This is a genomic window from Rhodococcus sp. NPDC060086 (assembly GCF_042730275.1).
In the GTDB taxonomy this organism is placed as follows: Bacteria; Actinomycetota; Actinomycetes; order Mycobacteriales; family Mycobacteriaceae; genus Rhodococcus.
This window is the reverse complement of record NZ_JBHWWZ010000017.1, coordinates 1-23,047: the sequence shown is the minus strand read 5'-3', so window position 1 is coordinate 23,047 and position 23,047 is coordinate 1. Positions and strand designations below refer to the sequence as shown.

The following is a 23,047-nucleotide window of genomic DNA, read 5'->3' as shown; positions in this document are numbered from 1 at the left end:
GCGGGTTCGCGCCGGGCTCGACACCAGCCCTTGGAGAACAGATGAAGGTCACAGTGGATCCGGATCTCTGTGAAGCACACGGCCTGTGCGAACTGAGTGCCCCGGAATTGTTTCAGCTCGGCGACGAGGACGTCGTGACCGTCCTCGACGACAATCCGGCACCGGAACTTCAGGACGCAGCGCGCAGGGCAGCGGGGAGTTGCCCGCGGATCGCCGTCCAGATCGCGGAGGACTGACGCCGAATCCCTATCGACCTCGGCGCCCGCGCGCGGTGCTCACATCCTGATGTGACGGACGCCGACTGCCGCTCGCCGCAACTGATAGCGGACGAACGGCAGTCGGCCGTGGGTGAGACCCAGACCCGCCCGCGTCGCGATGTCTTCGACGACCGCGTCGATCGCGCGGCCATCGGTGTCGACGTGTTCAGCGAATCGTTCCGTGGCAAGCGCAGTGACACAGCGCGGGATCTGCTGCATGGCCCAGGTCTCTTCCCGTCCGGCTGCACGACCAAGCCAGTAACCGGTGCGGGCCTGTAGTCGGCGGCGGAGGGTCTCCGGTGATGCGACGAGGGAGAAATGCCGGACATCGACCCTCTTAGCAGCCAGGCCTGCCATGATCTCGTCGAAATAGTCCGGTTCGACCAACGTCATGGGCACGATGACCGGACCGTCGTGAGCAGCGATCGCGTCGGCAAGCGTTGCGATGACAGCCGATCGCCACTGGGGGCGGTCCTGAAAATCGCCTCGCGCAGACGCGGGAAGCATTTTGTGGACCGCGAATCCGATGAGTTCGGGATCAGCGACGTGCGAACTCGGGGCGCGTCGATTCAGCTCGAAAGCGGTCTGCGTCTTTCCTGCACCGAACGCCCCGTTGATCCAGATGAGCATTTCGCCGAGCATAGTGGTGCGCTGGCCGCGCCGTTGCTTCTGGAGTCAGGTGTGAACTTTCCTCCGCTTGTACGGGTTCCCGTTGCCTCACGACCCACGGAAACCCGCACAAACGGAGGAAAGTTCAGCCGCGCGCCATGTCCACGAACCGCGACAGGTGCAGCTGGTGCGCCACCGTGATGGTCGCGGTAGGTCCGTTACGGTGCTTACCGACGATCAGGTCCGCTTCGCCGCCGCGCGGGTCGTCGCGTTCGAAGGCGTCGGGGCGGTGGAGCAGGATGACCATGTCGGCGTCCTGCTCGAGGCTGTTGTGGACCGCGATGCCGTCGGCCACGAAATTGTGTGTGCCCGGGACGGTTCCGTCGAAGACATCCTGTTCACCGAGGCTGGTGATGGAGACGATCTCGTCCCAGTACACGTTGTTCGTGGCAACCATGTCGATGTCGGCTTCGTCGAGCGCACCGGCCACCATGGCCAGGTTGGAGCGCGACGCCGCTGCACCGACGAGTTCGGTCGGCGTGAACCGCTCGACGGCAAGGAGCCGGCCCAGCGACGCCTCCAGTTCGGATGACACTGTATCGGTGTTGCGACGCATCAACTTCGGGCCGAGCTGCGTCAGCACCCATTGCGCAGCAGTACCGTGGGCGCCCACGTCGTGGAGGAACACCGCCTGCCCGTCCGGGTCGGTCACGCGCAGCTCGTAGCCCGATTCGGTGTCGGTGATCTGCGCGAACACACCGATCCGCAGCAACAGGACGGCCAGGTCGTCGACGAGGCGCCGGTCGGTGGTCGAGTACCGGATCATCGCCTGCTCTGCGTCCATGTCCCAGGCGAGGAAACCGCTGTCTTCCCACACGTGGCAGAGCAGCGCCGCGACCTGATCCTTCGGCAACGCGAACGCACGCGGCGGCACTGCGGCCTCGGCGACGGCACGGAGGGCGAGGGTGACGATCTCGTCGTCGGAGGAGGTGACCATCTCGATCGGCGCGGGCAGAGCCCGCGGCACCGCGACACGACCGCCGACCATCAACTCGCCGAGGGGCATCCAGCCGTCGACGGTGAGGAACGGATGGTTCGCCGTTGCGTCCACCTGACGTCCGGACGCGAGCCGAAGCCGGAACACTTCCTTACGACCGCTGGGGAAGACCTTCACCATCGGCCGGGCAACCATGCGCATCCGCTCGTCCAACGACCACACGAGCGGCTGCTCACCCGACTCGAGAAGCTCCCCGAGGGTGACCTCGACGCCAGTGTCCGCACGCATGATCCGGGTGGACGCAGGCAGGCAACCCGACTCACGAAGGTCGGACACCTGCGGCTTCTTGTCGGTTCGCTGCTCGGGACCACGGTTGAGCTGACAGACCGCGATGACGGGAACTTCGAGTTCCTTCGCGAGCAGCTTGAGGCTACGCGAGAATTCGGAGACTTCCTGCTGCCGCGACTCGACCTTCTTCCCGGATGTCATGAGCTGCAGGTAGTCGATGACGATCAGTTTGATGTCGTGTTTCTGCTTGAGCCGCCGCGCTTTTGCACGGATCTCCATCATGGTCAGGTTCGGTGAATCGTCGATGTACAGCGGCGCTTCGCTGATCTCGCTCATACGCCGCGCGAGCCGGGTCCAGTCGTCGTCGGTCATGCGACCGGACCGCATGTCGCCGAGCTTGATCTTCGCTTCCGCGGAGAGCAGTCGCATGACGATCTCGGTTCGTCCCATTTCCAGGGAGAAGATGACGGAAGCCATACCGTGCTTGATCGAGCACGACCGCATGAAGTCCATGCTGAGCGTCGAGTTGTGGGTGGGCACCATCGCCCGACCCGCAAGATACATGTGTTCGCCGTCGACCTCGACGCATCGAACCGGCACCGACTCCACCGGCCGCACCGCGACGATACGACGCTCGCACGGCACCGGGACGCGACATTCCTTGTGCAGGAGGGCCTTGCTGGGGAGAACGAAGATGTCGTCGCCGGTCTCGAACGCCACTTCACCGCTGTCGACGACGCAGGTGTGGCCCAGTCCGGCGATCAGTTCGGCGACGTCCTCGACGAGACGGGCACAGTCCGAAGCAAATCGGATGGTGCCGTCGCCGTCGATGGTGCCGCCGGCGTCGAGGAGCCCGGCCAGCAGATCGCGGCGCTGTTCCGGCGATGCCCGCAGATATGCGGTGGGGATGTGCGCCCCGAGCGTCATCAGCGCCTCGGTGCACCCGCCTTCGCCTTCGACGCGCATGTGGATGTGCGGATCGGACGACGGGCCGCCCAACCATGCACCGAGCGTGAACGGCGGAACGGGTAAGTCCGCTGCGGGCGTCCGGAGGGGAGCGGTGTTGGAGACGACGTGTTCGTCGTCGAGAGTGGCGGCGAGCTCCACTGTGGTGCGGACAGCACCGTCCGAAGTGCGCCACTGGTGCTGTGCGTCGGCGACGAGCACGGTGCCGTCGGAGAACACGACGTCGAAGCACGGACGGCCGTACATCACTTCGGTGGCCGCGACGACGCGGGTGGGCTTGCCGTCGGCGTCGAGCAGCTCGCCGCCGACCGCGACCTCGCCCATGGTGGTCCACCCGCCGGGGGTGGGCAGGGGGGTGTCGAGTGCGAGTGCCTTACCGACACCGGGGCGTGCGGCGATGATGATCATCTGCCCGGCGTGCAGGCCATTGGTGAGTTCGTCGAGTTCCGCGAACCCGGTGGGGACGCCGACGGAGATGCCGCCACGGCTGGCGATGGAGTCGATCTCGTCCATCGTGGGCTGCAACAGTTCTTCGAGGGCAACGAAATCCTCGCTGGTGCGGCGTTCGGAGACGTCGAAGATCTCGGCCTGTGCCCGGTCGACGACCTCGGCGACATCCTGCCCTTCCGAGCCTGCGTACCCGTACTGGACGATCCGCGTACCTGCCTCGACGAGGCGACGCAGGATCGCCTTCTCGGAGACGATCTCGGCGTAGTAGCCGGCATTCGCGGCGGTGGGAACCGTCTGGGTGAGCGTGACGAGGTAGGCGGGACCGCCGATGCGTTTGAGTTCGCCCTTGCGATCGAGTTCGGCGGACACCGTGACGGGGTCGGCGGGCTCGCCGCGGCTGTAGAGGTCGAGGATCGAGTCGTAGACGAACTGATGCGCGGGCTTGTAGAAGTCGCCCGGGTGGAGCACCTCGAGGACGTCGGCGATGGCGTCCTTGCTCAGCAGCATGCCGCCGAGCACGGATTGCTCTGCCACATAGTCGTGAGGAGGCTGGCGCCCGAAATCGGTTTCCGGTTCGTCGGGCGGTCCGGCGTACTCGGAATGGCCTCGATCGTCCACAACTGCCAACGCGATACCGCCCTTCCGAATCCCGAACCAAGCACGGTCATGCCCGGCCGACGGACTTTCCGTAAGTAGGTCCGAAGCCCTGCGGCCCAGATCCATGATTCACGTTCTACCCGTCCCCACCGACATATCCGTGGGAGTCGTGTGCACGACGTTAGGGACGAAAAAGCCACTCACCAAATCGGGTTGTGCACACATCTGTGGATGAACTGTGGAAACACGTGGACAATGTTGTGCACCCTCTGTGGACAACCTGGGGAGAACACATGTCACATCGCGCATCCATCCAGTTCAGAGCGCAAAAATTGCTCTTCACAGCTGTGGAGTAAAAGTATTTCGGCGTGTCGTGGTCACATCGGCGGTCGGGCGTGTCCGTCGTTTCGTTCCAGAAACGATATGTTGCGCATCACACACCGAACGAATCCCACAGGGTTGATCCACAGGTTGTACACAGACGGCGAAGAGCCCCGCGCGGGGTGCGCGGGGCTCTTCGAAAACCGGATCAGGCAGCGACGACGTTCAGCGTGAACTTCGCGGTGACGTCCGGGTGCAGCTTCACAGCGACCTCGTGCTTGCCCGTCGCCTTGATGTGCGCCTTGGGCAGCGCGACAATGCGCTTGTCGACAACCGGGCCACCGGCAGCCTTGAGCGCGCCGGCAACATCGGCAGCAGTGACCGAGCCGAACAGCTTGCCCGAGTCTGCAGCGGTCTTGACTGTCAGCGAGACGCCGTCGAGGCCCTCGATGGCGGCCTTGAGCTCCTGTGCGTGCTCGAGGCCGCGGACTGCACGAGCCTCCTGTGCACGACGGATGCCCGCGACCTGCTTCTCTGCACCACGGGTGGCGACAATCGCCAGTCCGCGAGGCAGCAGGTAGTTGCGGCCGTAACCGTCCTTGACCTCAACGGTGTCGCCAGGCGCACCGAGGTTGTCCACGTCGGCGGTGAGGATGAGCTTCATCGTGTTTCCCCTTCCTTAGCGAGTCGTCGAGACGTAAGGAAGCAGTGCCACCTCACGGGAGTTCTTCACAGCAACAGCGACGTCGCGCTGGTGCTGCACGCAGTTGCCGGTGACACGGCGAGCGCGGATCTTGCCGCGATCGCTGACGTACTTACGCAGCAGCGTCGTGTCCTTGTAGTTGATCTGCATGTTCTTTTCCTTGCAGAAAGTGCAGACCTTCTTCTTCAAAACCTTCTCGCGCGCGGGCGACTTAGGCATGGTCTTTCTCCGTACTTAGATGTTCCGATCGAAGGTCGGATCAGAACGGGGGCTCGTCGTCCCCGCCGCCGCCACCGAAGGAACCGCCCTGCGGAGCGTTGCTCCACGGGTCGTCTCCACCGACGTTGGCATTGGAACTGGGGCGCCCACCGCCCGATCCACCGGAGGAACCACCGAAGCCGCCTCCGCCACCGCCACCGCCGCGAGCGGCCTTGGTGACCTTGGCCGTGGCGTAACGGAGCGAAGGGCCGATCTCATCGACCTCGAGCTCCACGACAGTGCGCTTCTCGCCTTCACGCGTTTCGTAGCTGCGCTGCTTGAGCCGGCCCTGCACGATCACGCGGGAGCCTCGAGTCAAGCTCTCGGCCACGTTCTCGGCTGCCTCACGCCAGATGTTGCAGCGCAGGAAGAGAGCCTCGCCGTCCTTCCATTCATTGGACTGACGGTCGAACATCCGGGGCGTGGACGCGACAGTGAAGTTCGCGACCGCGGCACCCGACGGGGTGAAACGCAGTTCTGGGTCGGCGGTCAGATTGCCGACCACGGTGATGACGGTATCGCCTGCCATGTGGTTCCTCCTGCAGTGTGTGGAGTCCTGATGCGCCAGAGCCTACGGCCAAGCGCCGACAGGCTCACTTTCCGAGGCGCAGAACCTTGGTGCGAAGCACCGATTCGTTCAGGCCGAGCTGACGATCCAGCTCTGCAACCGCAGCGGGCGTCGCGCTGATGTCGACCACCGCGTAGATGCCTTCGGCATTCTTGGCGATCTCGTACGCGAGACGACGCTTACCCCACACCTCGACCTTGTCGACAGTGCCGCCTTCTTGACGGATCACGTTGAGGAACGTCTCCAGCGAGGGAGCGACAGTGCGCTCATCCAGGCTGGGGTCCAGGATGATCATCAATTCGTAATGACGCATAAGACCTCATCACCTCCCATGGACTGTGAACGGTCACGGACGATCCGTGACAGGAGGGTCGTTGCGTCAGCAACCCAAGAAGGGTACATGACCCCAGCTTGACCAGGGAAATTGACTTAGGGTGAGGACATGCGCACGAGCCGATCCCTTGCCACGCTCGTCGCGGTCGCAATGTGTGCGCTGATGCTGTTCCTCGGATACCTGAACAAGGCCCGCTGCGCAGGCCCTCCCTTCGATCTCTTCGGTCGATCGATGCGATTCGACGAGGTCAAGGACGCAACCGTCTGCTATTCCGACATCCAGCAACTGTGGCTCGGACGCGGAATCAATCTCCACCAGTTCCCGTTCGTCGACGGCGGCATCACCACTGCGGGAAACCTCACAGGCGGCACCGTCGAGTACCCGGTGCTCGGCGGCGTCCTCATGTGGGTGGGAGCACTGTTCGCGGAGACCGACGCCGATTTCCTGTTGCACACCGCGCTGCTGCTCGCGCCGTTCGGGTTGCTCACCGCATGGATTCTCGGACGGGTAGCGGGGTGGCACGCACTGTGGTGGTCGGCCACCCCACCGCTGGTGCTGTACGCGTTCTTGAACTGGGATCTTCCGGTGGTCGCGGTGACCGTCGCGGCCATCGCGATCGTGGGCATCGAGCGCTGGCCGCTCCGCACCCGCGGGGTGATCGCCGCGGCTCTTCTCGCCATCGGGTTCGGCCTCAAGCTCTATCCCGGACTCTTCGTGCTGCCGCTCATCGCGTATGTCTTCACGCGCGGCGCTACCTCCGGCGACCCGACCGAGCAGAACCGCGGCCGCGACACCCGTGGCGCGCTCGCGGTCGCAGGCACCGCTGTCGCGACCGTCGTCGCTATGAATCTTCCTTTCGCGATCCTCGGTTTCGAAGGGTGGCGCGCGTCGTTCACGTTCCAGCAGAACCGCGAGGCGGACGCGACCAGCAACTCGATCTGGTACTGGGGACTGCGCCCGCTGATGGGCGGCTACCAGGGGCACGACGTCACCTCCGAATACAACGACGTGGTCGCTCTCGCGTCGCCGGCGTTGATGCTCACGGCATTCGCGGTCGCGATGTGGCTCGGATGGCGCCGCTACCTCCGCGACGGCACCTACCCGTGGGTTCCGGTGGCCGCCGCGATTCTGTGCGGATTCCTGTTGCTCCACAAGGTGCATTCCCCGCAGTACACGCTGTGGCTGCTACCCCTGCTCGTGCTGCTGAAAATCCCGTGGCAACTCATCGCGACGTACCTTCTCGCCGACCTGTCGATCGGGATCGGGATCTTCCTCTGGTTCGATTCGACCGCAGGCAACAGCGACCCGGCGCTGCCACTCACCCTCGTCCACATCGGAGTGTGGGGACGCGCACTACTGTTGATCGTGTTGTTCTTCGTCTTCCTCAACTCGTCCGAGCGCCGCGCCTCCGAGAGGCACACACACCACGGTGCACGCACAGTGACAGTCGACGAACACACCCCACACATGCGAACCGAGGAGCGCACCGGCACATGAATGCGTACCAACAGTTCCCGCAGTCCGGGCCGGGTGGACATCCGCCCGGCTACGCCCCACCTTTCCACCCCTACGGTCGACCACCGGAGAACAACCTCGTCTGGGGCATCGTCGCGACCGTGGTGTTCTGCATGCCGATGGGCATCGTGTCGTTGGTGATGTCGTCGCGGGTCAACAACCTCTGGGCGCAGGGACGTTTCGACGACGCGCACAGGGCAGCGCGCTCGGCGAAAAGGTGGGCGATCTGGTCGGCGGTGGTGTGGGTTCTCGGGTTGATCGCCCTCGTCGTCGGCTATTTCGCGTTCTGGGCCGCAGTCGTGGCGACAACGCACTGAGGACCCACATGGAGCGCACCCTCGCACGCCTGAAAGCACCTGTCGCCGTCGCGGCAGGTGCGGTGAGCGCGTGCGCATTCGTGGCGTGGGCCGACCCGACCACCCCGGGCGGGATCATCCCGGCGTGCCCCACGTACACGCTCTTCGGAATTCTCTGCCCCGGATGCGGCGCGTCCCGAATGTTGTATTCGCTTGTGCACCTTGATTTTTCGTCGGCTCTGCATTTCAATGCACTGGGTGTCGCCGCGACGGTGGGGTTGCTCGTCATGTTCACTGTGTGGACCGTGAGCCGTGTGCGGAACACACCGATGCCCCGGTGGGAGCGATATCGGTGGGCCCCGCACATCGTGCTCGCGGTGGTCGCGGTGTGGTTCGTGGTGCGCAACATTCCGGTCGCGCCGTTCACGTCACTGCGAATCTGAACAGGCTTCGGACCCGAACAGTTGGCCGATCGATCGCCCGATTCAGGCTGCGCGGAACGACTTCAACGCGGCGTGCTGCTCGGCACGTACCCGCCTGGGGCTGACACCCAACGCAATCGCGGTCAGCTCGAGGTCCAGACCGACGATCGTGCGCAGAATGAGAATTTCCCGCTGGATGCGGGTTCTGAGACCGCCCACGGGTCGAGTGAACCGGGCGTCGGCCGCGTCGACCGCGGTCGCATAGGCAAGGTGTGCAAACGGCTGCTGGGCACCCGCTGCCGACGACACCGCGGCGAGGATCGTGTGGCACACGTCGAGGGCGAGGCGATCTGCGTCGGTGAACGAATCATCGGTGTCGCGAGCGCGTGCGCGGCAATACGCGGAAACCTGGGGATACAGCTGTCGTAGGAGGGCAGGCATCGCAGCAGCATCGCCGGCAGCCACCGACCACGCGAGCTCGCACATCGTGAAGTGTCCGAGCACTCCGTCGCCGCGCACAGTGTTCATGTCCCCTCCCTCCACTACGAACCGGCCCCCCACAGGCCACCCCATACAAGGTTAGGACGATACCTGCGTCTCCGCTGTCCCCTGATCGGACGAAACCGAATCGAAAGGAACGGGCCGGGACGCAATCGGCGCCGCGCGCTGATGCGCCGGCTTCAACCACCCCGGCAACCACCGCGGGTGAGCATCCGGCGCCTGGTCGAGAGCACCACCGAGTGGGTCGTCGATGAATCCGTACCGGACGGGGTCTTCGACCGGGCGACGGATCTGCCACACCACCACCGCGCACAACGCCAGGACCGCGATGTCCCGGATCAGCACCGTCGCGGTGAACCACTGCTCCGGCAGTCCCTTGTTCTCGGGGCCGAGGTAATAGAACATGCGCGGCACCCATACGAGCGCATCGACCGTCATCCATGCGAGCAGCACCCTGCGATGCGGGATCGCGAGCACCGCCAGCGGAACGAGCCACAGTGAATACTGCGGGCTCCACACCTTGTTGGTGAACAGGAACGCCGCCACGAGCAGGAAACACAGCTGGGCCAGTCGCGGGCGCCGGGCCGCGGTCAGCGCCAACCACCCGATCGCGACGCATGCGCATGCGAACGACACCAGCGAGACGATGTTCAGGGTCGACGGTGACCAGTCGGGCCACCCGACGAACGACCTCAGCACGTTGTAGATCGAGTCGGGGTCGGCTCCGCGATCGGAATTCAAGCGGAAGAACTCGTACCATCCTTGCGGATACAGCAGCAGGATCGGCAGGTTCACCACGAGCCACGCACCCGCTGCGGCACCGAGCGTCCGGAAGAATGCGTGCATCTTCCCGGTGCGCAGACACAACACCAGCAGGGGTCCGAGCAGGAGCAGCGGATACAACTTCGTCGCGGCACCGATGCCGAGCAATACACCCGCGAGGACGGGGCGGCGGCGGGCCCACGCGAGCAGACCGCCCGCAGCGAATGCCGTGGCCAGGGCGTCGAAGTTCGTGAACGCATGGACCATCACGAGCGGTGAGGCAGCGACGAGCGCGGCATCCCAGACGCGCCGGCCCGCGGACATGGCGGTGGCCCACACCGTCGCAAGCCACGCGAACGCCAGCCCCAACGCGACGACGTTGAAGTAGATCGCCACCTGGAGCCCGCCGGGCAGCCACGACACCGAGTCCCATGCCTTCGCGACGCGCATCGATACGTACTGGTAGAGCCCCGACACGACGGGATACTCCATGTAGCGGGTCTGTGTCTGCCCGTCCGCGCCCGGTTCCTCCCACGACGTCGCATACGGGAACGCACCCTCGTTGAGACGTTCCGCGCCGTAGAGCGGAACGACGTCGGAATAGCACATCGCGACGTACTGGCGGTTGTCGCTCCAGTCCAGCCCGAGCACCCCGTCGGGACCGAGCGGCGCCTGCTGGATGCACGCGGCCTTCCCGAACCAACCCAAGGCCAAGAACACCACCGCGAGCAACAGCATTGCCCGCAACGGCGTGAAGAAACGGGTACGGCCCAGCACGGCGTGCCTGCCGACCGGGCCCCCTACGAGTGCAGAAAGGCGCGACACCATCGGGTCGGTTCGACCCGGGGTGTCGCGCCAATCCACAGAACGACGATCGTCGGTGAGAGGCTCAGGAGAGACGTGTCCCCTGTGCTCGGCCTCCTCGTTGACGGTCACGCCGAGAGGCTACCCGGCGGGCTGGAGTACATCGGATCCCTGGCCGTTCGCCGCGCCCGGAGCCTGGTTGAACTGGGGGACTCGATTCGTGGTGGTGGGGGCCGACGGCACGGTCTGGTCACTGCCACCCGAGTCCTCGGTCTCGGCTTCCTCCGAAGTCGAATCGTTGCTCGACGGCCCCCGAGGCGGCGTCGTGGTGGCGGGTGCTTGCGCCACGCCCGGAATCGGAATCGTCACGCCCGGGAAGATTTCCACGTTCTGCGTCGTGATGTCGGTGATCTCGGGGAGCTCCGGCAACGTCGGGATCGTTCGCGACGCCGACGGATTGCCACTGGTAGTGGGCGGCGCTGTCGACTTGGCCGACCAGGTCGGCACACCGGACTCACCGGCGATCTTCCCCGGCTTGGGGAACGACTCGACGTCGGTGCCCTGGAGGGCCCCGTCCATCGTGTCCTTCCAGATGTCCGACGGCAGACCGGATCCGTAGATCATGCCGCCCCAGCTGTTCTCCAGTGGCAGACCCTGCTCGGTTCCGACCCACACCGCGGTGGACAGCGACGGGGTGTACCCGACCATCCATGCGTCCTTGTTCGACCCGGTGTCGCCGAGCTGGGCGGTTCCGGTCTTCGAGGCGGACGGACGACCACCGGCGAGAGCGTGCCCGTTCGAGTGTGCAGCGATCGGCATCATGGCCGCGGTGGTGTTGTCGGCCACGGCATCGTCGACCACCTGTTCGCCGCTCGGCGAGCCGCGGTCGAGCAACACCTCACCGTCGGAGGTGACAACCTTCTGCACGAAATGCGGGTCGTAATGCATGCCCGACGCGGCGAGCGTCGCATAGGCCGACGCCATGTCGAGAACCCGCGACTGGTACTGACCGAGGACGACGCCGTAGTTCGGTCCCACGCCGCCGGATTCGGTGAGGGTCTCGCCGACGCCCGGCAGTTCCTTCGCGACACCGAGCGTGTGAGCCATGTCGGCGATGGCCTGCGGGCCGTTGTCCATGTCGAGCATCATCCGATAGAAGCTCGTGTTCAGGGAGCGCTTGAGTGCTTCGGCGATCGTGCACTCGCCACACTGTTCACCTTCGACGTTGCTGATCTCGATGCCGTTGATGGTGAGCGGACCGCTGTCGTAGGTCGTAGACAACGGTTTGCCCTGGTCGAGGTTCGCAGCCAGCCCGAACACCTTGAACGACGAGCCTGTCTGCAGCCCTGCCTGCGCGAAGTCGTATCCGACACCGCTGTCACCGCCGTAGTACGCACGCACCGCACCACTGGCCGGGTCGACGGAAACCACCGCGGTACGCAGGTTCTCGTCCTCACCCTCGAGGTTGGACTGTGCGGCGTCGACCGCGGCGGCCTGCGCCGTGGCATCGATCGTCGTGGTGATCTCGAGCCCCGCGGTGTTGAGAAGGTTCTCGTCGATGCCTTCGGCGGACAGTTCCGCCAGCACCTGGTTCTTGATCAGACCCTCCGGGCCCATCGTCTGGTCGCCGAAGTCGAGCTCGGCGAGAGGGACGTATGCCGGGTACTGCTTCGTCGCACGGTCTGCTTCGTTGAGGGTCCCCGCGGACACCATGCCGTCGAGCACGTAGTTCCAGCGGGCCTCGGCTCCCACCGGGTTCTGTTCCGGGTCGAGCAGCGACGGCAACTGAATCGACGATGCGAGGACTGCGCCCTCCTCGACGGTCAGATCGGAGACCGGCTTACCGAAGTAGGCGTTCGCGGCCGCCGAGATGCCGTACGCGCCGCGTCCGAAGTAGATGGTGTTGAGGTAGGCGGAGAGGATCTCGTCCTTCGGCCACTGGTTCGCCATCTTCACCGAGAGGACGAGTTCCTTGGCCTTACGAGTCAGACTGCGCTCGTCACCGACGAGCGCCTTCTTGACGTACTGCTGGGTGATCGTCGAGCCACCGCCGGCGCTGTCGCGGCCGAGGATGTTGTCGCGCGCGGCTCTGGCGAAGCCCGTGATCGAGAATCCTGCGTTGCTGTAGAAATCCCGGTCCTCGGCTGCGAGCACGGCGTTGCGGACCTGCTCGGGGATCTGCTCCAGCTCCACCTCGGTGCGATTGCCTTCAGGTGGGATGATCTTGGTGATGACGCTCGATCCGTCAGCGTTGTAGATCGTCGACACCTGGTTGGTCACGAGTTCACCGGGGCGCGGCACATCCTGCGCGACGTACGCGAGCATGAAGGTGAGGACGGGGACGAGAATGCCCGCCGCGACCACCGCATATCCGATACGTCGGATCATGCGCCACGGGATCCTGAACCCTCCGCCGTTACCGCCGGCTCCGCCACCGCGCCTTCCCGAGGGAGGTGCAGTGGGCGGCCCGCCCGAGGGAGGGCCTCCGGCCGGACCGGAAGCAGATGCAGTGGTCCGCGGCAGAGGCTGCCGCACTGCCGCCTGCTCCTGACTGTTCGGTGCGCCGAACTGCACTCGTCGTGTGGGATCGGCACCCGGCGCACGGCGATCGGCAGGGTTCAGCGGACCGTGGGGGCCGGCAGGTCCACCCGGTGCGCGATCCGTGGGTGCACCGGGGAACATCTGGGGCGGACGCTGCTGCTGGGGAACCGGTCCCGTGCCGGGTCGCATCGGCTGTCCCGGCCCCGGAGGAGGCACGCGCCTACCCTGCTGCGGCGGCGGTCCACCGCGGCCCTGTTGCGCAGGACCCTGTGGCGGCGGACCCGGTTGCTGAGGCCCCGGCTGCCGAGGCCCCGGCTGTTGCGGGGGGAGCCCGCCACGGCCGGGGGGCTGCTGCGGATGCCCCTGAGGCGGAAGCGGCGGCCGTGCACCTGGACCCGGTGGTTGTCCCGACCCCTGCTGACGCGGCGGAGGCGGCAGCGGACGCCCCGCAGCGGGTGCACCATCCGGTGTCGGCCGCTGCGGCGGGACGCCGGCAGGGCCGTTCGGCTGGGGCGGAACCGCCCGGTTGTCCTCGGGTTCGTTGTCGGTGGAACTCACGTACGTTTCTCCAAATGTCGGCGCGACGCGTTACGCCGCATCCTCGATTCCGTCCTCGGACAGGTGGTCGACGACTCGGTCGTTCGGTCTTGTGCAGCTGTGTACACCGTCGGGTACGTCGATGTCACGTCGTCCGGTGTCCGTTCACTCGCTCGCGGTGCGTCGACTCGCACCCGTCGATCGGCGACGGGGCCGCTTCGGTGCGGGTTGCGCACCGAGAACGTACGACTGCACGAGGTGGTTCCAGCTGCAGGTTCGGCACACCTCGACCACGTGGACAGAGAATTCCTCCTGGCTGGATGCCAGGCGGATCAGCTCTTCGGGAGTACGCGCGGAACCGGAAACCGGCCCGAGTTTGTCGCCGAAGACCCACGAAACAATAGTCAGCTGCTCCCTGCGGCAGATCGGGCACACCACGTCGCTGCCCCTGCCGTGGAACTTTGCGGCTCGCAGCAGGTAGGAGCCCGCGTCGCAGACCTCCGCCACGCCGCGTTTCCCCGAGTAGACCTGGGCGAGCAGCGACCGTCGCTGCAACGCGTAGTCCACCACCTGCCGCTGAGTTTGCACGGGATCCAGAGTACGTGCGGCCCCTGCACAAGTGGGCGCGGAGGGCGCTCGGTACTGGACACCGCACACGCATTCGGGGCCGACTACGCTTCTGCCGTGGCCCGCCGACAATCCTCGCCGACCCGCGTCCGCGACAGCGATCGCGCCCACGCGCGCACGCATCTCGACGCTGCGCATGCCGACGGCCGGCTCACCGAGGAAGAGTGGCATGACCTCGTCGCACGTGCAGGAACAGCGACAACGCTGCCGGAACTCGCAAGTCTCGTGCGTGACCTGAGGCCCCCGGCCGAGGCCTGAATCGAAATACCCTGCCCGAGCCCGCACGGCCGGTGGTCGTGAATGTGGCCGACGTCGCTGTCGGCGCATTGCTGTGGGAAATCCTATTGCTGTGGGAAATCCTGTTGCCGCGGGGAGCCCTGTGTTCTGCAGGAGTTCCGCTGGTCACCGCTCGAACTCTTCCTCGTACACCTATCGGCACACGCGTATGGTTTTATATATCGGTGCGATATAGTTTCGCATCGCATCACTCGGTTGGGTTCGAACGGACGAAGGAGGTGGCCCACCTTGCTCGAGCTGGCAATCCTCGGGCTGCTTCTCGAATCGCCCATGCACGGTTACGAGCTCCGCAAGCGATTGACCGGGCTATTGGGCGCCTTCCGCGCCTTCTCGTACGGATCGCTGTATCCGACGTTGCGGCGAATGCAGGCCGACGGCCTCATCGCCGAGCAGGATGCCGGAGTTCCCGGGCCGGTGAAGCGGCGCGCTCGTCGCGTCTACCAGCTCACCCCGGTAGGCCGAGAGCGGTTCACCGAATTGGTGGCCGACACAGGCCCACAGAACTACACCGATGACGGATTCGGCGTTCACCTCGCCTTTTTCAGCCGCACGCCCGCGGAAGCGCGGATGCGGATTCTGGAAGGCAGGCGACGCCAGGTCGAGGAGCGCCGAGAAGGGCTCCGCGACGCCATCGGACGGGCGAGCGGCACTTTGGATCGCTACACCCGTCAGCTACACCAACTCGGCCTCGAGTCCAGCGAACGCGAAGTCCGCTGGCTCAACGAACTCATCGCCGCCGAGCAGTCGTCAGCAGCAAGCAGAAAAGAAGGAGAACCCGACCATGGGTGAGAACAGCACCTCGGTGCGCGTGGCCATTGTGGGCGTGGGGAACTGTGCCTCGTCTCTGGTTCAGGGCGTCGAGTACTACAAGGACGCCGACGCCACCACGACCGTCCCCGGTCTGATGCACGTCGAATTCGGCCGTTACCACGTGCGCGACGTCAAGTTCGTCGCTGCGTTCGACGTCGATGCCAAGAAGGTCGGGTTCGATCTCTCCGAGGCGATCAACGCCAGCGAGAACAACACCATCAAGATCGCGGATGTGGCGCCGACCGGCATCACCGTGCAGCGCGGTCACACCCTCGACGGCATCGGCAAGTACTACGCCGAGACCATCGAGCTCTCCGACGCCGAACCCGTCGACATCGTGCAGGCACTGAAGGACGCCGAGGTCGACGTTCTCGTGTCGTATCTTCCCGTCGGATCCGACGAGGCCGACAAGTTCTACGCCCAGTGCTGCATCGATGCGGGCGTGGCCTTCGTCAATGCTCTCCCGGTGTTCATCGCCTCCGACCCGGTGTGGGCGAAGAAGTTCACCGACGCCGGTGTCCCCATCGTCGGCGACGACATCAAGTCGCAGGTCGGTGCCACCATCACCCACCGCGTGATGGCGAAGCTGTTCGAGGATCGCGGTGTCGTGCTCGACCGCACCTACCAGCTCAATGTCGGCGGCAACATGGACTTCAAGAACATGCTCGAGCGTGAGCGTCTCGAGTCCAAGAAGGTCTCCAAGACCCAGGCCGTCACGTCGAACCTCAACGGCCCGCTGGCCGGCAAGGTCCACGACCGCGACGTCCACATCGGCCCGTCCGACTACGTGCAGTGGCTCGACGACCGCAAGTGGGCATACGTCCGCCTCGAGGGTCGCGCCTTCGGTGACGCCCCGCTGAACCTCGAGTACAAGCTCGAGGTCTGGGACTCGCCGAACTCCGCCGGCATCATCATCGACGCGATCCGCGCCGCGATGATCGCCAAGGACCGCGGTATCGGCGGCCCGATCCTCCCGGCTTCCGCATACCTGATGAAGTCCCCGCCGGTCCAGATGGCCGACGACAAAGCTCGCACCGAGCTCGAGGCCTTCATCATCGGCGCCGACTAACTCTCCCCTTTCGTGGCTGAATGTCGCCTTCGTACACTTCGGGTGTATGAAGGCGACATTCGGCCATTCCGGGGTGGTTACGCCATCCGGCGGACCACAGACAACGGCAGCATCTTCATCGCGTACGCGAGCGGAATCCACGGCCACCCCGGCACGTACGCTTTGGCCGGCTCCTTCTCGATCGCCGCAGCCAGTGCGCGACAACCGGTTTCGGTGTCGACGATGAAGGGGACCTTCTTCACCTTCTCGTTGATCTCCGAACGGATGTAGCCGGGGAAGATGGTGCTGACATCGATTCCGGTACCCACCAGGTCCGATCGCATCCCCTCGCCGAGCGCCGCGACACCCGCCTTCGACGCACCGTAGGTCGTCATGTTGCGCGGCACCCCGCGCAGTGCGCTCATCGACGAGATCAGGACGACGTGCCCGGCGCCCCGCGGGCGCATGAGTTCGAGCGCCGCCTCGCTCTGGGCGAGCGCACCGAGGAAGTTGGTCTGCGCGGTCTGCACGTTCGCGTGGAAGTAGCCCGTACCCAACGGCTGTCCCTTACCGAGACCGGCATTGACGATCACGCGGTCGAGACCGCCGAGTTCCTCGTCGAACTCACGGAAGACGGTGAAGACGTCGTCGTGACGGTTGACGTCGAGCGACCGTATCGCGACCGTGATGTGCGGGTGCTCGGCGAGCAGTTCCGACCGCAGTGCGTCGAGACGATCGACCCTGCGTGCCGCGAGTGCGAGATTGCGTCCGCGCGCGGCGAATTCGCGCGCCATCCCGGCCCCGAGACCAGAACTGGCCCCGGTGATGAGGATGTTGCGTCGCTGTGGCCGACTCATCGGCTCTCCTTCTCGAGTTGGTCGATGAGCGCGTTGCACCGGGAGTCGAGGTAGCCGACGACGGCCCAGAAATCCTTGAACGCGGGGTTGGTGGTGTGACCGTGATGGTAGCGGTAGTAGATCTGCTGGGCGATCACCGCGAGCCGGAACAACCCGAAGACCTCGTAGAAGCCCCAGTTGCCCACCCGCAGACCGGTTCTCTCGGAGTAGTACTCGACGATTTCGCGGCGGGTGAGCATGCCGGGCAGATCCGATGGCTGCCGCTTGGTCGCGAGCATCATCGGGTCGTCGTCGGCCTGCACCCAGTACGCGAGCGACGACCCCAGGTCCATGAGCGGGTCGCCGATCGTCGCCAGTTCCCAGTCGAGCACCGCGACCGGCCGCAACGGGTCGTTCTCGTCGAGGACGATGTTGTCGAGTCGGAAATCCCCGTGCACGATCGTCGACGCGACATCGGCGGGCCGAGTCTCGTCGAGCCAGCGGGTGACGCGCGCGAAATCAGGGACGTTGTCGGTCCGGGCCTTCTCGTAGCGCTTGGTCCAGCCCGCGACCTGTCGCTCGACGTATCCGGTGCCACGGCCGAATTCGTCCAGCCCGGTGCTCTCGGGGTCGACGCCGTGCAGTTCGACGAGCAGGTCGACGATCCGCAGACACAGGGAACGGGTTTGTTCCGGTGTCAGGTCCGGGGTGGTCGGTGGGTCGGCGCGCAGGATCGTGCCGGGCACGCGTTCCATGACGTAGAAGTCGCTGCCGAGCACGCTGTGGTCGGTGCACAGGCCGACCATCGCAGGCACGTGCGGGTAGGCCGGTGCGAGCATCGATTGAATGCGATATTCACGCGCCATGTCGTGCCCGGACGACGGCTTCGCTCCGGCCGGCGGGCGGCGCAGCACGAGGTCGCGGTCCGGATAGCGCAGCAGGTAGGTCAGGTTGGATGCGCCCCCGGCGAATTGGCGCACTTCCGGGATCTCGTCGATGCCGGCGTGTTCGCCGAGCCATGCCGCGACGGCCTGGACGTCGAATGTGTCCTCGTCGCGGACCGCCTGCGCGTTGTCGGGAAGTTCGGTCACTCCTGTATCCCCATCTCAGTAGTATTTGCCGAGTTCGAATCGTGCCACGAGCCCTCGGTGCACGTCGTCGGGGTCGCCTACGCGCACGTCCAGGCACCGGCGAGCGGTGAACGACAACCTCGCCGGGTGCCCACCGGGTTCATCGAAATATTCGATCTCGCCGCACTACGATCTCGCCGCACTACGGGCCGTCGCACTCGACGAACCCGCAGCACGCGACGTCACATCCCCGGAATCTGGATCGTGACGCCGGGGAACACCTCGATCTGCGGCGGTAACTGCACCTGCGGCGGAACCTCGATCGGGGGCGCCGGGATCGTGATCGGCGGCAGATCGCCCAGGCCGGGAAGGCCCAATGAGGGTGTGGGACGACCGGTTGTGGTCGGATCGCTGATGCCGGCGTCTGCGGGCACGCCCGCCTGTCCGTCGATCGGGTCGGGCCACGGGAAGCTCTCCACGTCGGTGCCCGCGAGCGCGCCGTCCATCGTGTCCTTCCAGATGTCCGCAGGCAGGCTCGAGCCGTAGATGGAGCCGCCCCACAGGTTGGTGATGGGGCCCGCGTCCGAGGTGCCGATCCACACCGCGGTCGACAGCGACGGCGTGTACCCGACCATCCACGCGTCCTTGTTCATTCCGGTGTCGCCGAGCTGGGTGGTGCCGGTCTTCGACGCCGACGGTCGACCTCCTGCCAGCGCGTGGCCACGCGAGTACGCCGCGACCGGAAGCAATGCCTGGCTGACGTTGTCGGCGACCGCTGATTCGATGCGCTCCTCGCCGGGAGATGCGGGCCGGTCGAGCAGCACGTCACCTTCGGCAGTGACGACCTTCTGCACGAAGTACGGTTCGTGGAACGTGCCCGACGCCGCCAGGGTCGCATTCGCCGACGCCATGTCGATCACGCGCGCTTGATATTGGCCGAGCACGATGCCGCCCTCGGGAATGCCGTTGGCCTCGGTGAGCGAGGTCCCCTCGACTCCGGGGATCTCCATGGGGATGCCCGCGTCGTGCGCCGCGTCGGCAATCTTCTGCGGACCGTTCTTCATCGACATCATCAGCCGGTAGAAGCTGGTGTTCAGCGACCGCTTCGTCGCCTCCGCGATCGTGCACCTACCGCACGATTCACCTTCGACGTTGTTGATCTCGAGGTTGCCGATCGTCAGCGGGGTGCTGTCGTAGCGGGCACCGAGACCGATGCCCTCTCGCAGAGCCGCGACGAGTCCGAACACTTTGAACGACGAACCGGTCTGCAGCGGCGCCTGTGCGTAGTCGTACCCGGCACCGTCCTCGCCGCCGTAGTACGCCCGCACCGCCCCCGAGTTCGGGTCGACGGACACCACGGCGGTCCGCAGGTCCTCAGGTTCGCCCTCGAGGTTGCCCCGCGCCGCGTCGACAGCGGCCTGCTGGGCCACAGGGTCGATCGTGGTGACGATGCGCAGGCCCTCCGTGTTGAGTTGCTGCTCGCTGATGCCGGCCGCGCCGAGTTCACGCAGCACCTGCGACCGGATCAATCCCTCCGGACCGGGCGCCTCGTTTGCGCGCGCCAGCTGGTCGGACGGGACGGTTTCCGGGAAGACCGCTTCCGCGCGCTCTCCGGACTCCAGCACGCCCGTGTCGACCATGCCGTCGAGGACGTAGTTCCAGCGTGCTTCGATCGCGGGGCGGTTGAACTCGGGATCCAGCGACGACGGTGTCTGGATCACGCCTGCGAGGACCGCGCCCTCGGAGACCGTCAGATCGCCGACCGGCTTGCCGAAGTACGCCTGCGAGGCCGCGGCGATGCCGTAGGCGCCCCGGCCGAAGTAGATGGTGTTCAGGTACGCCTCGAGGATCTCGTCCTTCGACCACTCGCGGGCCATCTTCGAGGAGATGACCAGTTCCTTCATCTTGCGAGTGAGGGTGCGGTCGGCGCCGACGAGCACATTCTTGACGTACTGCTGGGTGATCGTGGAGCCGCCACCGGCGGTGTCCTTACCCATGACGTTGTCGCGGGCCGCGCGAGCGAATCCGGACACCGAGAAGCCGGGGTTGCTGTAGAAGTCGCGATCCTCTGCGGAGAGCACTGCGTTGCGGACATGCACGGGGACCTCGTCGATGCCGACTTCGACGCGGTTGCCTTCAGGAGGCACGATCCGCGTGATCTCGGTGGTGTCGTCCGCCGCGTAGATCCGGGCGATCTGGTTGGTGGTCATGTCGGACGGGCGGGGAACCTCTGCCGACATGTACGCACCGGCGAACACGCCCAGTGGCACGAGCACCAGCAGTGCCACCACCGCGAACACGACATATCGGACTATTCGCCACAATCGCGGCTTCGAATCAGCGGAAGACCGTCCGCGGTTGGACGTCGACGGATTCGGGGAGCTCACACGTACCACTTTCTCCGGGATGGGACTCGGCAGATTCTTCCATCCTGCCGACCGTATGGTACGAAGTCACGCGCAGAAGTGACGCACACGGCACTAGGACGTATCCGTGCGACGCCACGCGCGGTATGTGAACCACCACGCGAGCGCGAATGCTGCCAGCACCAATGACGGCACGATACCGGGCTCCGGTGACACCATTTCTGCGACCGCCCCCACCGCCGCCATCACGGCGAAGACCGTGATGACACCGAGCATCATCTCGAGCCGCTGGCGGCGGGGGAGACGACGTCTCACGACTTCACGCCACCCGCCGTCAGACCCGAGATGATCCGGCGCTGGAAGACCAGCACCATCACGACCAGCGGCACCATCACGAGCGTGCCACCCGCCATGATCGACGCATACGGCGTCACATACGGGTCCGTGCCCGTGAACCGCGCCATCGCCACGGTCACCGGGGCCGTTCGTTCACTCGAGAGCTGCGACATGAGCAGGTATTCGTTGACCGTCGCGATGAACGCCAGGATCGCGGTGGTGAACAACGCCGGGGCCGCGAGCGGCAGCATCACCAGACGGAACGCCTGCCCTCGGGTCGCGCCGTCGATGCGCGCGGCCTCCTCGAGTTCCCACGGCAACTCGGAGAAGAACGAGGTGAGCGTGTACACCGTCAGCGGCAGCACGAACGAGATGTTCGGGATGATCAACGCCTGGTAGCTCCCGATCCAGCCGATATCGGTGAACAGCTGGAACAGCGGCGTCACGAGCGCGACGACCGGGAACATCGACGCGCCGAGGATGATGCCGGTGACGAAATACTTTCCCCGGAACTCGAAACGCGACAGCGCATACGCGGTGAACACACCGATCAGCAACGCGATCGCGGTAGTGGCGCCCGCGATGATGACACTGTTGAGCAGCGCGCGGGAAAAGTTGACCTTGGCGTCGGGGTCGAGGGCGTCGGCGAAGTTCTGGAGGGTCGGATTCGTCGGCCACAGACTCGTGCTGAACGTATCGGCCGGATCGCGCAGCGCCGTGACGACCATCCAGTAGCACGGGGCGAGGCCCCAGACGATGATGAGCGCCACCCCGAGGTACGTACCGATCGAGCCCAACCGGAACCTGCGCGCACGCTTCGGACCGGGGCGTGGCGTCTTGTCGGCAGGCGTCTCGGTGGCGGTGATCGTGCCGGTCATACCGCGTCTCCCTTCCGCTGCTTCTCCTGCGTACTGACCGCGTTGGCGCCGAGGAACCGCACCAGGACGAAGGCCACCGCGAAGATGATGAGGAACGTGATCGTCGACAGTGCGGACGCCGAGTTGGCGCCCTGGCGCATCTGGTCGACGACGAGCACGGAGATCGTCGAGGTCGCGGGGTTGGAGCCCATCATGATGGCGGGCAGGTCGTACATGCGCAGCGCATCCATCGTGCGGAACAGGATTGCCACCATGAGCGCGGGCTTGACCAGCGGCAACGTGATCTGAGTGAAGCGTTGCCAGGCGTTCGCGCCGTCGACCTTCGCCGCCTCGTACACATCCGACGGAATCATCTGCAGACCCGCGAGGATGAGCAGCGCCATGAACGGTGCGGTCTTCCACACATCGGCGACGATGATCGCGAAACGGGCGGGCCACGGATCGGCGGTCCACAGGATGTCGGTGCCGAGCATCTTGTTGGCGATACCGTCGTTGGCGAAGATGAAGAACCACAGCTTGGCGGTGACGGCGGTGGGGATGGCCCACGGCACGAGGACCGAGGCGCGCAGCAGACCGCGGCCGCGGAACGACTTGGCCATCACCAGCGCCATGGCGAAACCGACCACGGTCTCGATCGACACCGTCACGCCCGTGAAGAAGAACGTGTTGAAGATCGACTGCCAGAACTGGGAACCGAGAGTGCCGGGCGGGCAGGAGATCGATCCGGTGGCAGTACCGCAGGTCTGGGTGATCCAGCGGGTGTAGTTCTCGATACCGACGAACCCGCCCGTGACGAACCGGCCGGTGTCGGGGTCGAGTGTCTTCGCGTCGCCGTGCAGCGACATCCAGATCGCTCTTCCGAGCGGGTACAGGATGATGACCGCGAGGACGATCATCGACGGCGCGATGAACATCCACACCGGCACCTTCCGCCGGGACTTCGCCGGAGGCGCGGTCAGCGGCGGCGGCGCGGGCGTGCGGTGCCGTCCGGCCACACGTCCGCGGTCGGGGTAGCAGGCGGCGTAGAGCTGGAGCGCCTCCTGGACGGTGATC

23 protein-coding genes are annotated in these 23,047 nt (G+C 65.6%); 7 read left to right on the top strand and 16 right to left on the bottom strand.

The genetic code is table 11. The features are described 5' to 3' along the window. Window positions 1-41: 41 nt before the first annotated feature. Window positions 42-236 (top strand): ferredoxin, encoded by a 195-nt coding sequence (locus ACFWB0_RS12230; RefSeq protein ID WP_378490706.1) that lies wholly within the window; start codon window positions 42-44, stop codon window positions 234-236. Window positions 237-275: 39 nt separating this feature from the next. Here ACFWB0_RS12230 and ACFWB0_RS12225 read toward each other — a convergent pair whose 3' ends face one another. The 6 genes from ACFWB0_RS12225 to rpsF form a co-directional block, all read right to left on the bottom strand. Next, on the bottom strand, window positions 276-887 hold the full coding sequence (locus ACFWB0_RS12225) for an AAA family ATPase (RefSeq protein ID WP_378490705.1): 612 nt from the start codon (window positions 885-887) through the stop codon (window positions 276-278). Between the two features lie 124 nt (window positions 888-1,011). Then, window positions 1,012-4,194, bottom strand: a complete 3,183-nt coding sequence (gene dnaB, locus ACFWB0_RS12220; protein WP_378490704.1) for a replicative DNA helicase — start codon at window positions 4,192-4,194, stop codon at window positions 1,012-1,014. A 499-nt stretch (window positions 4,195-4,693) separates the two neighbouring features. After that, window positions 4,694-5,149 (bottom strand): 50S ribosomal protein L9, encoded by a 456-nt coding sequence (gene rplI / locus ACFWB0_RS12215; protein ID WP_378490703.1) that lies wholly within the window; start codon window positions 5,147-5,149, stop codon window positions 4,694-4,696. 15 nt (window positions 5,150-5,164) lie between these two features. Continuing rightward, window positions 5,165-5,407: a 30S ribosomal protein S18 gene (gene rpsR, locus ACFWB0_RS12210; RefSeq protein WP_378490702.1), complete on the bottom strand. Its 243-nt coding sequence runs from the start codon at window positions 5,405-5,407 to the stop codon at window positions 5,165-5,167. A 40-nt stretch (window positions 5,408-5,447) separates the two neighbouring features. Next, on the bottom strand, window positions 5,448-5,975 hold the full coding sequence (locus ACFWB0_RS12205; protein ID WP_378490701.1) for a single-stranded DNA-binding protein: 528 nt from the start codon (window positions 5,973-5,975) through the stop codon (window positions 5,448-5,450). Between the two features lie 64 nt (window positions 5,976-6,039). After that, entirely contained in the window at window positions 6,040-6,327 is a 288-nt protein-coding gene (gene rpsF, locus ACFWB0_RS12200) for a 30S ribosomal protein S6 (protein ID WP_378490700.1), read from the bottom strand. A gap of 129 nt (window positions 6,328-6,456) precedes the next feature. On the opposite strand from rpsF, the gene ACFWB0_RS12195 reads away from it, so the two are divergent. From ACFWB0_RS12195 to ACFWB0_RS12185, 3 genes are read left to right on the top strand one after another with little or no spacing between them, the layout of a single operon-like run. Then, a complete protein-coding gene (locus tag ACFWB0_RS12195; RefSeq protein ID WP_378490699.1) occupies window positions 6,457-7,845 on the top strand; it encodes a glycosyltransferase 87 family protein in 1,389 nt (462 codons plus the stop codon). Beyond that, the gene (locus ACFWB0_RS12190; protein WP_378490698.1) at window positions 7,842-8,180 is read left to right on the top strand and encodes a CD225/dispanin family protein; all 339 of its coding nucleotides are present in this window, start codon (window positions 7,842-7,844) and stop codon (window positions 8,178-8,180) included. Before ACFWB0_RS12195 ends, ACFWB0_RS12190 begins: the two co-directional genes overlap by 4 nt. Before the next feature lie 8 nt (window positions 8,181-8,188). Then, window positions 8,189-8,602, top strand: a complete 414-nt coding sequence (locus ACFWB0_RS12185) for a DUF2752 domain-containing protein (protein WP_378490697.1) — start codon at window positions 8,189-8,191, stop codon at window positions 8,600-8,602. Window positions 8,603-8,644: 42 nt separating this feature from the next. Here ACFWB0_RS12185 and ACFWB0_RS12180 read toward each other — a convergent pair whose 3' ends face one another. The 4 genes from ACFWB0_RS12180 to ACFWB0_RS12165 all read right to left on the bottom strand — a co-directional run bounded on the left by ACFWB0_RS12180 (window position 8,645) and on the right by ACFWB0_RS12165 (window position 14,314). Continuing rightward, a complete protein-coding gene (locus ACFWB0_RS12180; protein ID WP_378490696.1) occupies window positions 8,645-9,109 on the bottom strand; it encodes an RNA polymerase subunit sigma-24 in 465 nt (154 codons plus the stop codon). A 51-nt stretch (window positions 9,110-9,160) separates the two neighbouring features. Further along, window positions 9,161-10,780, bottom strand: coding sequence for a glycosyltransferase family 87 protein (locus ACFWB0_RS12175; RefSeq protein ID WP_378490695.1), 1,620 nt, complete (start codon window positions 10,778-10,780; stop codon window positions 9,161-9,163). Between the two features lie 9 nt (window positions 10,781-10,789). Then, on the bottom strand, window positions 10,790-13,036 hold the full coding sequence (locus ACFWB0_RS12170; RefSeq protein ID WP_378490694.1) for a transglycosylase domain-containing protein: 2,247 nt from the start codon (window positions 13,034-13,036) through the stop codon (window positions 10,790-10,792). 855 nt (window positions 13,037-13,891) lie between these two features. Beyond that, window positions 13,892-14,314 carry a DUF5318 domain-containing protein gene (locus ACFWB0_RS12165; RefSeq protein WP_378490693.1) on the bottom strand — a complete coding sequence of 141 codons (423 nt, stop codon included), beginning with the start codon at window positions 14,312-14,314 and terminating at the stop codon, window positions 13,892-13,894. A 96-nt stretch (window positions 14,315-14,410) separates the two neighbouring features. On the opposite strand from ACFWB0_RS12165, the gene ACFWB0_RS12160 reads away from it, so the two are divergent. From ACFWB0_RS12160 to ACFWB0_RS12150, 3 genes are all read left to right on the top strand, one after another. After that, a complete protein-coding gene (locus tag ACFWB0_RS12160) occupies window positions 14,411-14,611 on the top strand; it encodes a DUF1707 domain-containing protein (RefSeq protein WP_378490692.1) in 201 nt (66 codons plus the stop codon). Window positions 14,612-14,878: 267 nt separating this feature from the next. Further along, entirely contained in the window at window positions 14,879-15,439 is a 561-nt protein-coding gene (locus tag ACFWB0_RS12155) for a PadR family transcriptional regulator (protein ID WP_169689005.1), read from the top strand. Further along, window positions 15,432-16,529 (top strand): inositol-3-phosphate synthase, encoded by a 1,098-nt coding sequence (locus ACFWB0_RS12150; protein ID WP_378490691.1) that lies wholly within the window; start codon window positions 15,432-15,434, stop codon window positions 16,527-16,529. The genes ACFWB0_RS12155 and ACFWB0_RS12150 overlap by 8 nt, the downstream gene beginning before the upstream one ends. Before the next feature lie 77 nt (window positions 16,530-16,606). Here the strand turns inward: ACFWB0_RS12150 and ACFWB0_RS12145 are convergent, their stop codons facing one another. The 6 genes from ACFWB0_RS12145 to ACFWB0_RS12120 all read right to left on the bottom strand — a co-directional run bounded on the left by ACFWB0_RS12145 (window position 16,607) and on the right by ACFWB0_RS12120 (window position 22,989). Next, window positions 16,607-17,365 carry an SDR family oxidoreductase gene (locus ACFWB0_RS12145; RefSeq protein ID WP_378490690.1) on the bottom strand — a complete coding sequence of 253 codons (759 nt, stop codon included), beginning with the start codon at window positions 17,363-17,365 and terminating at the stop codon, window positions 16,607-16,609. Next, complete coding sequence (locus tag ACFWB0_RS12140) at window positions 17,362-18,435, bottom strand: phosphotransferase family protein (protein WP_378490689.1); 1,074 nt, start codon at window positions 18,433-18,435, stop codon at window positions 17,362-17,364. Before ACFWB0_RS12140 ends, ACFWB0_RS12145 begins: the two co-directional genes overlap by 4 nt. Before the next feature lie 221 nt (window positions 18,436-18,656). Beyond that, window positions 18,657-20,801: a transglycosylase domain-containing protein gene (locus tag ACFWB0_RS12135; RefSeq protein ID WP_378490688.1), complete on the bottom strand. Its 2,145-nt coding sequence runs from the start codon at window positions 20,799-20,801 to the stop codon at window positions 18,657-18,659. 93 nt (window positions 20,802-20,894) lie between these two features. Beyond that, on the bottom strand, window positions 20,895-21,095 hold the full coding sequence (locus tag ACFWB0_RS12130; RefSeq protein ID WP_378490687.1) for a hypothetical protein: 201 nt from the start codon (window positions 21,093-21,095) through the stop codon (window positions 20,895-20,897). Next, window positions 21,092-21,994: a carbohydrate ABC transporter permease gene (locus ACFWB0_RS12125; RefSeq protein ID WP_378490686.1), complete on the bottom strand. Its 903-nt coding sequence runs from the start codon at window positions 21,992-21,994 to the stop codon at window positions 21,092-21,094. Before ACFWB0_RS12125 ends, ACFWB0_RS12130 begins: the two co-directional genes overlap by 4 nt. After that, window positions 21,991-22,989 (bottom strand): carbohydrate ABC transporter permease, encoded by a 999-nt coding sequence (locus tag ACFWB0_RS12120; RefSeq protein WP_378490771.1) that lies wholly within the window; start codon window positions 22,987-22,989, stop codon window positions 21,991-21,993. Before ACFWB0_RS12120 ends, ACFWB0_RS12125 begins: the two co-directional genes overlap by 4 nt. Window positions 22,990-23,047 lie beyond the last annotated feature (58 nt).

What these genes read in the sequence shown, in the direction of transcription:
- ACFWB0_RS12205 (WP_378490701.1), bottom strand. Translation starts at nt 5,975, where the DNA reads ATGGCAGGCGATACCGTCATCACCGTGGTCGGCAATCTGACCGCCGAC.
- rplI (WP_378490703.1), bottom strand. Translation starts at nt 5,149, where the DNA reads ATGAAGCTCATCCTCACCGCCGACGTGGACAACCTCGGTGCGCCTGGC.
- ACFWB0_RS12185 (WP_378490697.1), top strand. Translation starts at nt 8,189, where the DNA reads ATGGAGCGCACCCTCGCACGCCTGAAAGCACCTGTCGCCGTCGCGGCA.
- rpsF (WP_378490700.1), bottom strand. Translation starts at nt 6,327, where the DNA reads ATGCGTCATTACGAATTGATGATCATCCTGGACCCCAGCCTGGATGAG.
- rpsR (WP_378490702.1), bottom strand. Translation starts at nt 5,407, where the DNA reads ATGCCTAAGTCGCCCGCGCGCGAGAAGGTTTTGAAGAAGAAGGTCTGC.
- ACFWB0_RS12225 (WP_378490705.1), bottom strand. Translation starts at nt 887, where the DNA reads ATGCTCATCTGGATCAACGGGGCGTTCGGTGCAGGAAAGACGCAGACC.
- ACFWB0_RS12145 (WP_378490690.1), bottom strand. Translation starts at nt 17,365, where the DNA reads ATGAGTCGGCCACAGCGACGCAACATCCTCATCACCGGGGCCAGTTCT.
- ACFWB0_RS12125 (WP_378490686.1), bottom strand. Translation starts at nt 21,994, where the DNA reads ATGACCGGCACGATCACCGCCACCGAGACGCCTGCCGACAAGACGCCA.
- ACFWB0_RS12195 (WP_378490699.1), top strand. Translation starts at nt 6,457, where the DNA reads ATGCGCACGAGCCGATCCCTTGCCACGCTCGTCGCGGTCGCAATGTGT.
- ACFWB0_RS12180 (WP_378490696.1), bottom strand. Translation starts at nt 9,109, where the DNA reads ATGAACACTGTGCGCGGCGACGGAGTGCTCGGACACTTCACGATGTGC.
- ACFWB0_RS12190 (WP_378490698.1), top strand. Translation starts at nt 7,842, where the DNA reads ATGAATGCGTACCAACAGTTCCCGCAGTCCGGGCCGGGTGGACATCCG.
- ACFWB0_RS12230 (WP_378490706.1), top strand. Translation starts at nt 42, where the DNA reads ATGAAGGTCACAGTGGATCCGGATCTCTGTGAAGCACACGGCCTGTGC.
- ACFWB0_RS12150 (WP_378490691.1), top strand. Translation starts at nt 15,432, where the DNA reads ATGGGTGAGAACAGCACCTCGGTGCGCGTGGCCATTGTGGGCGTGGGG.
- ACFWB0_RS12170 (WP_378490694.1), bottom strand. Translation starts at nt 13,036, where the DNA reads ATGATCCGACGTATCGGATATGCGGTGGTCGCGGCGGGCATTCTCGTC.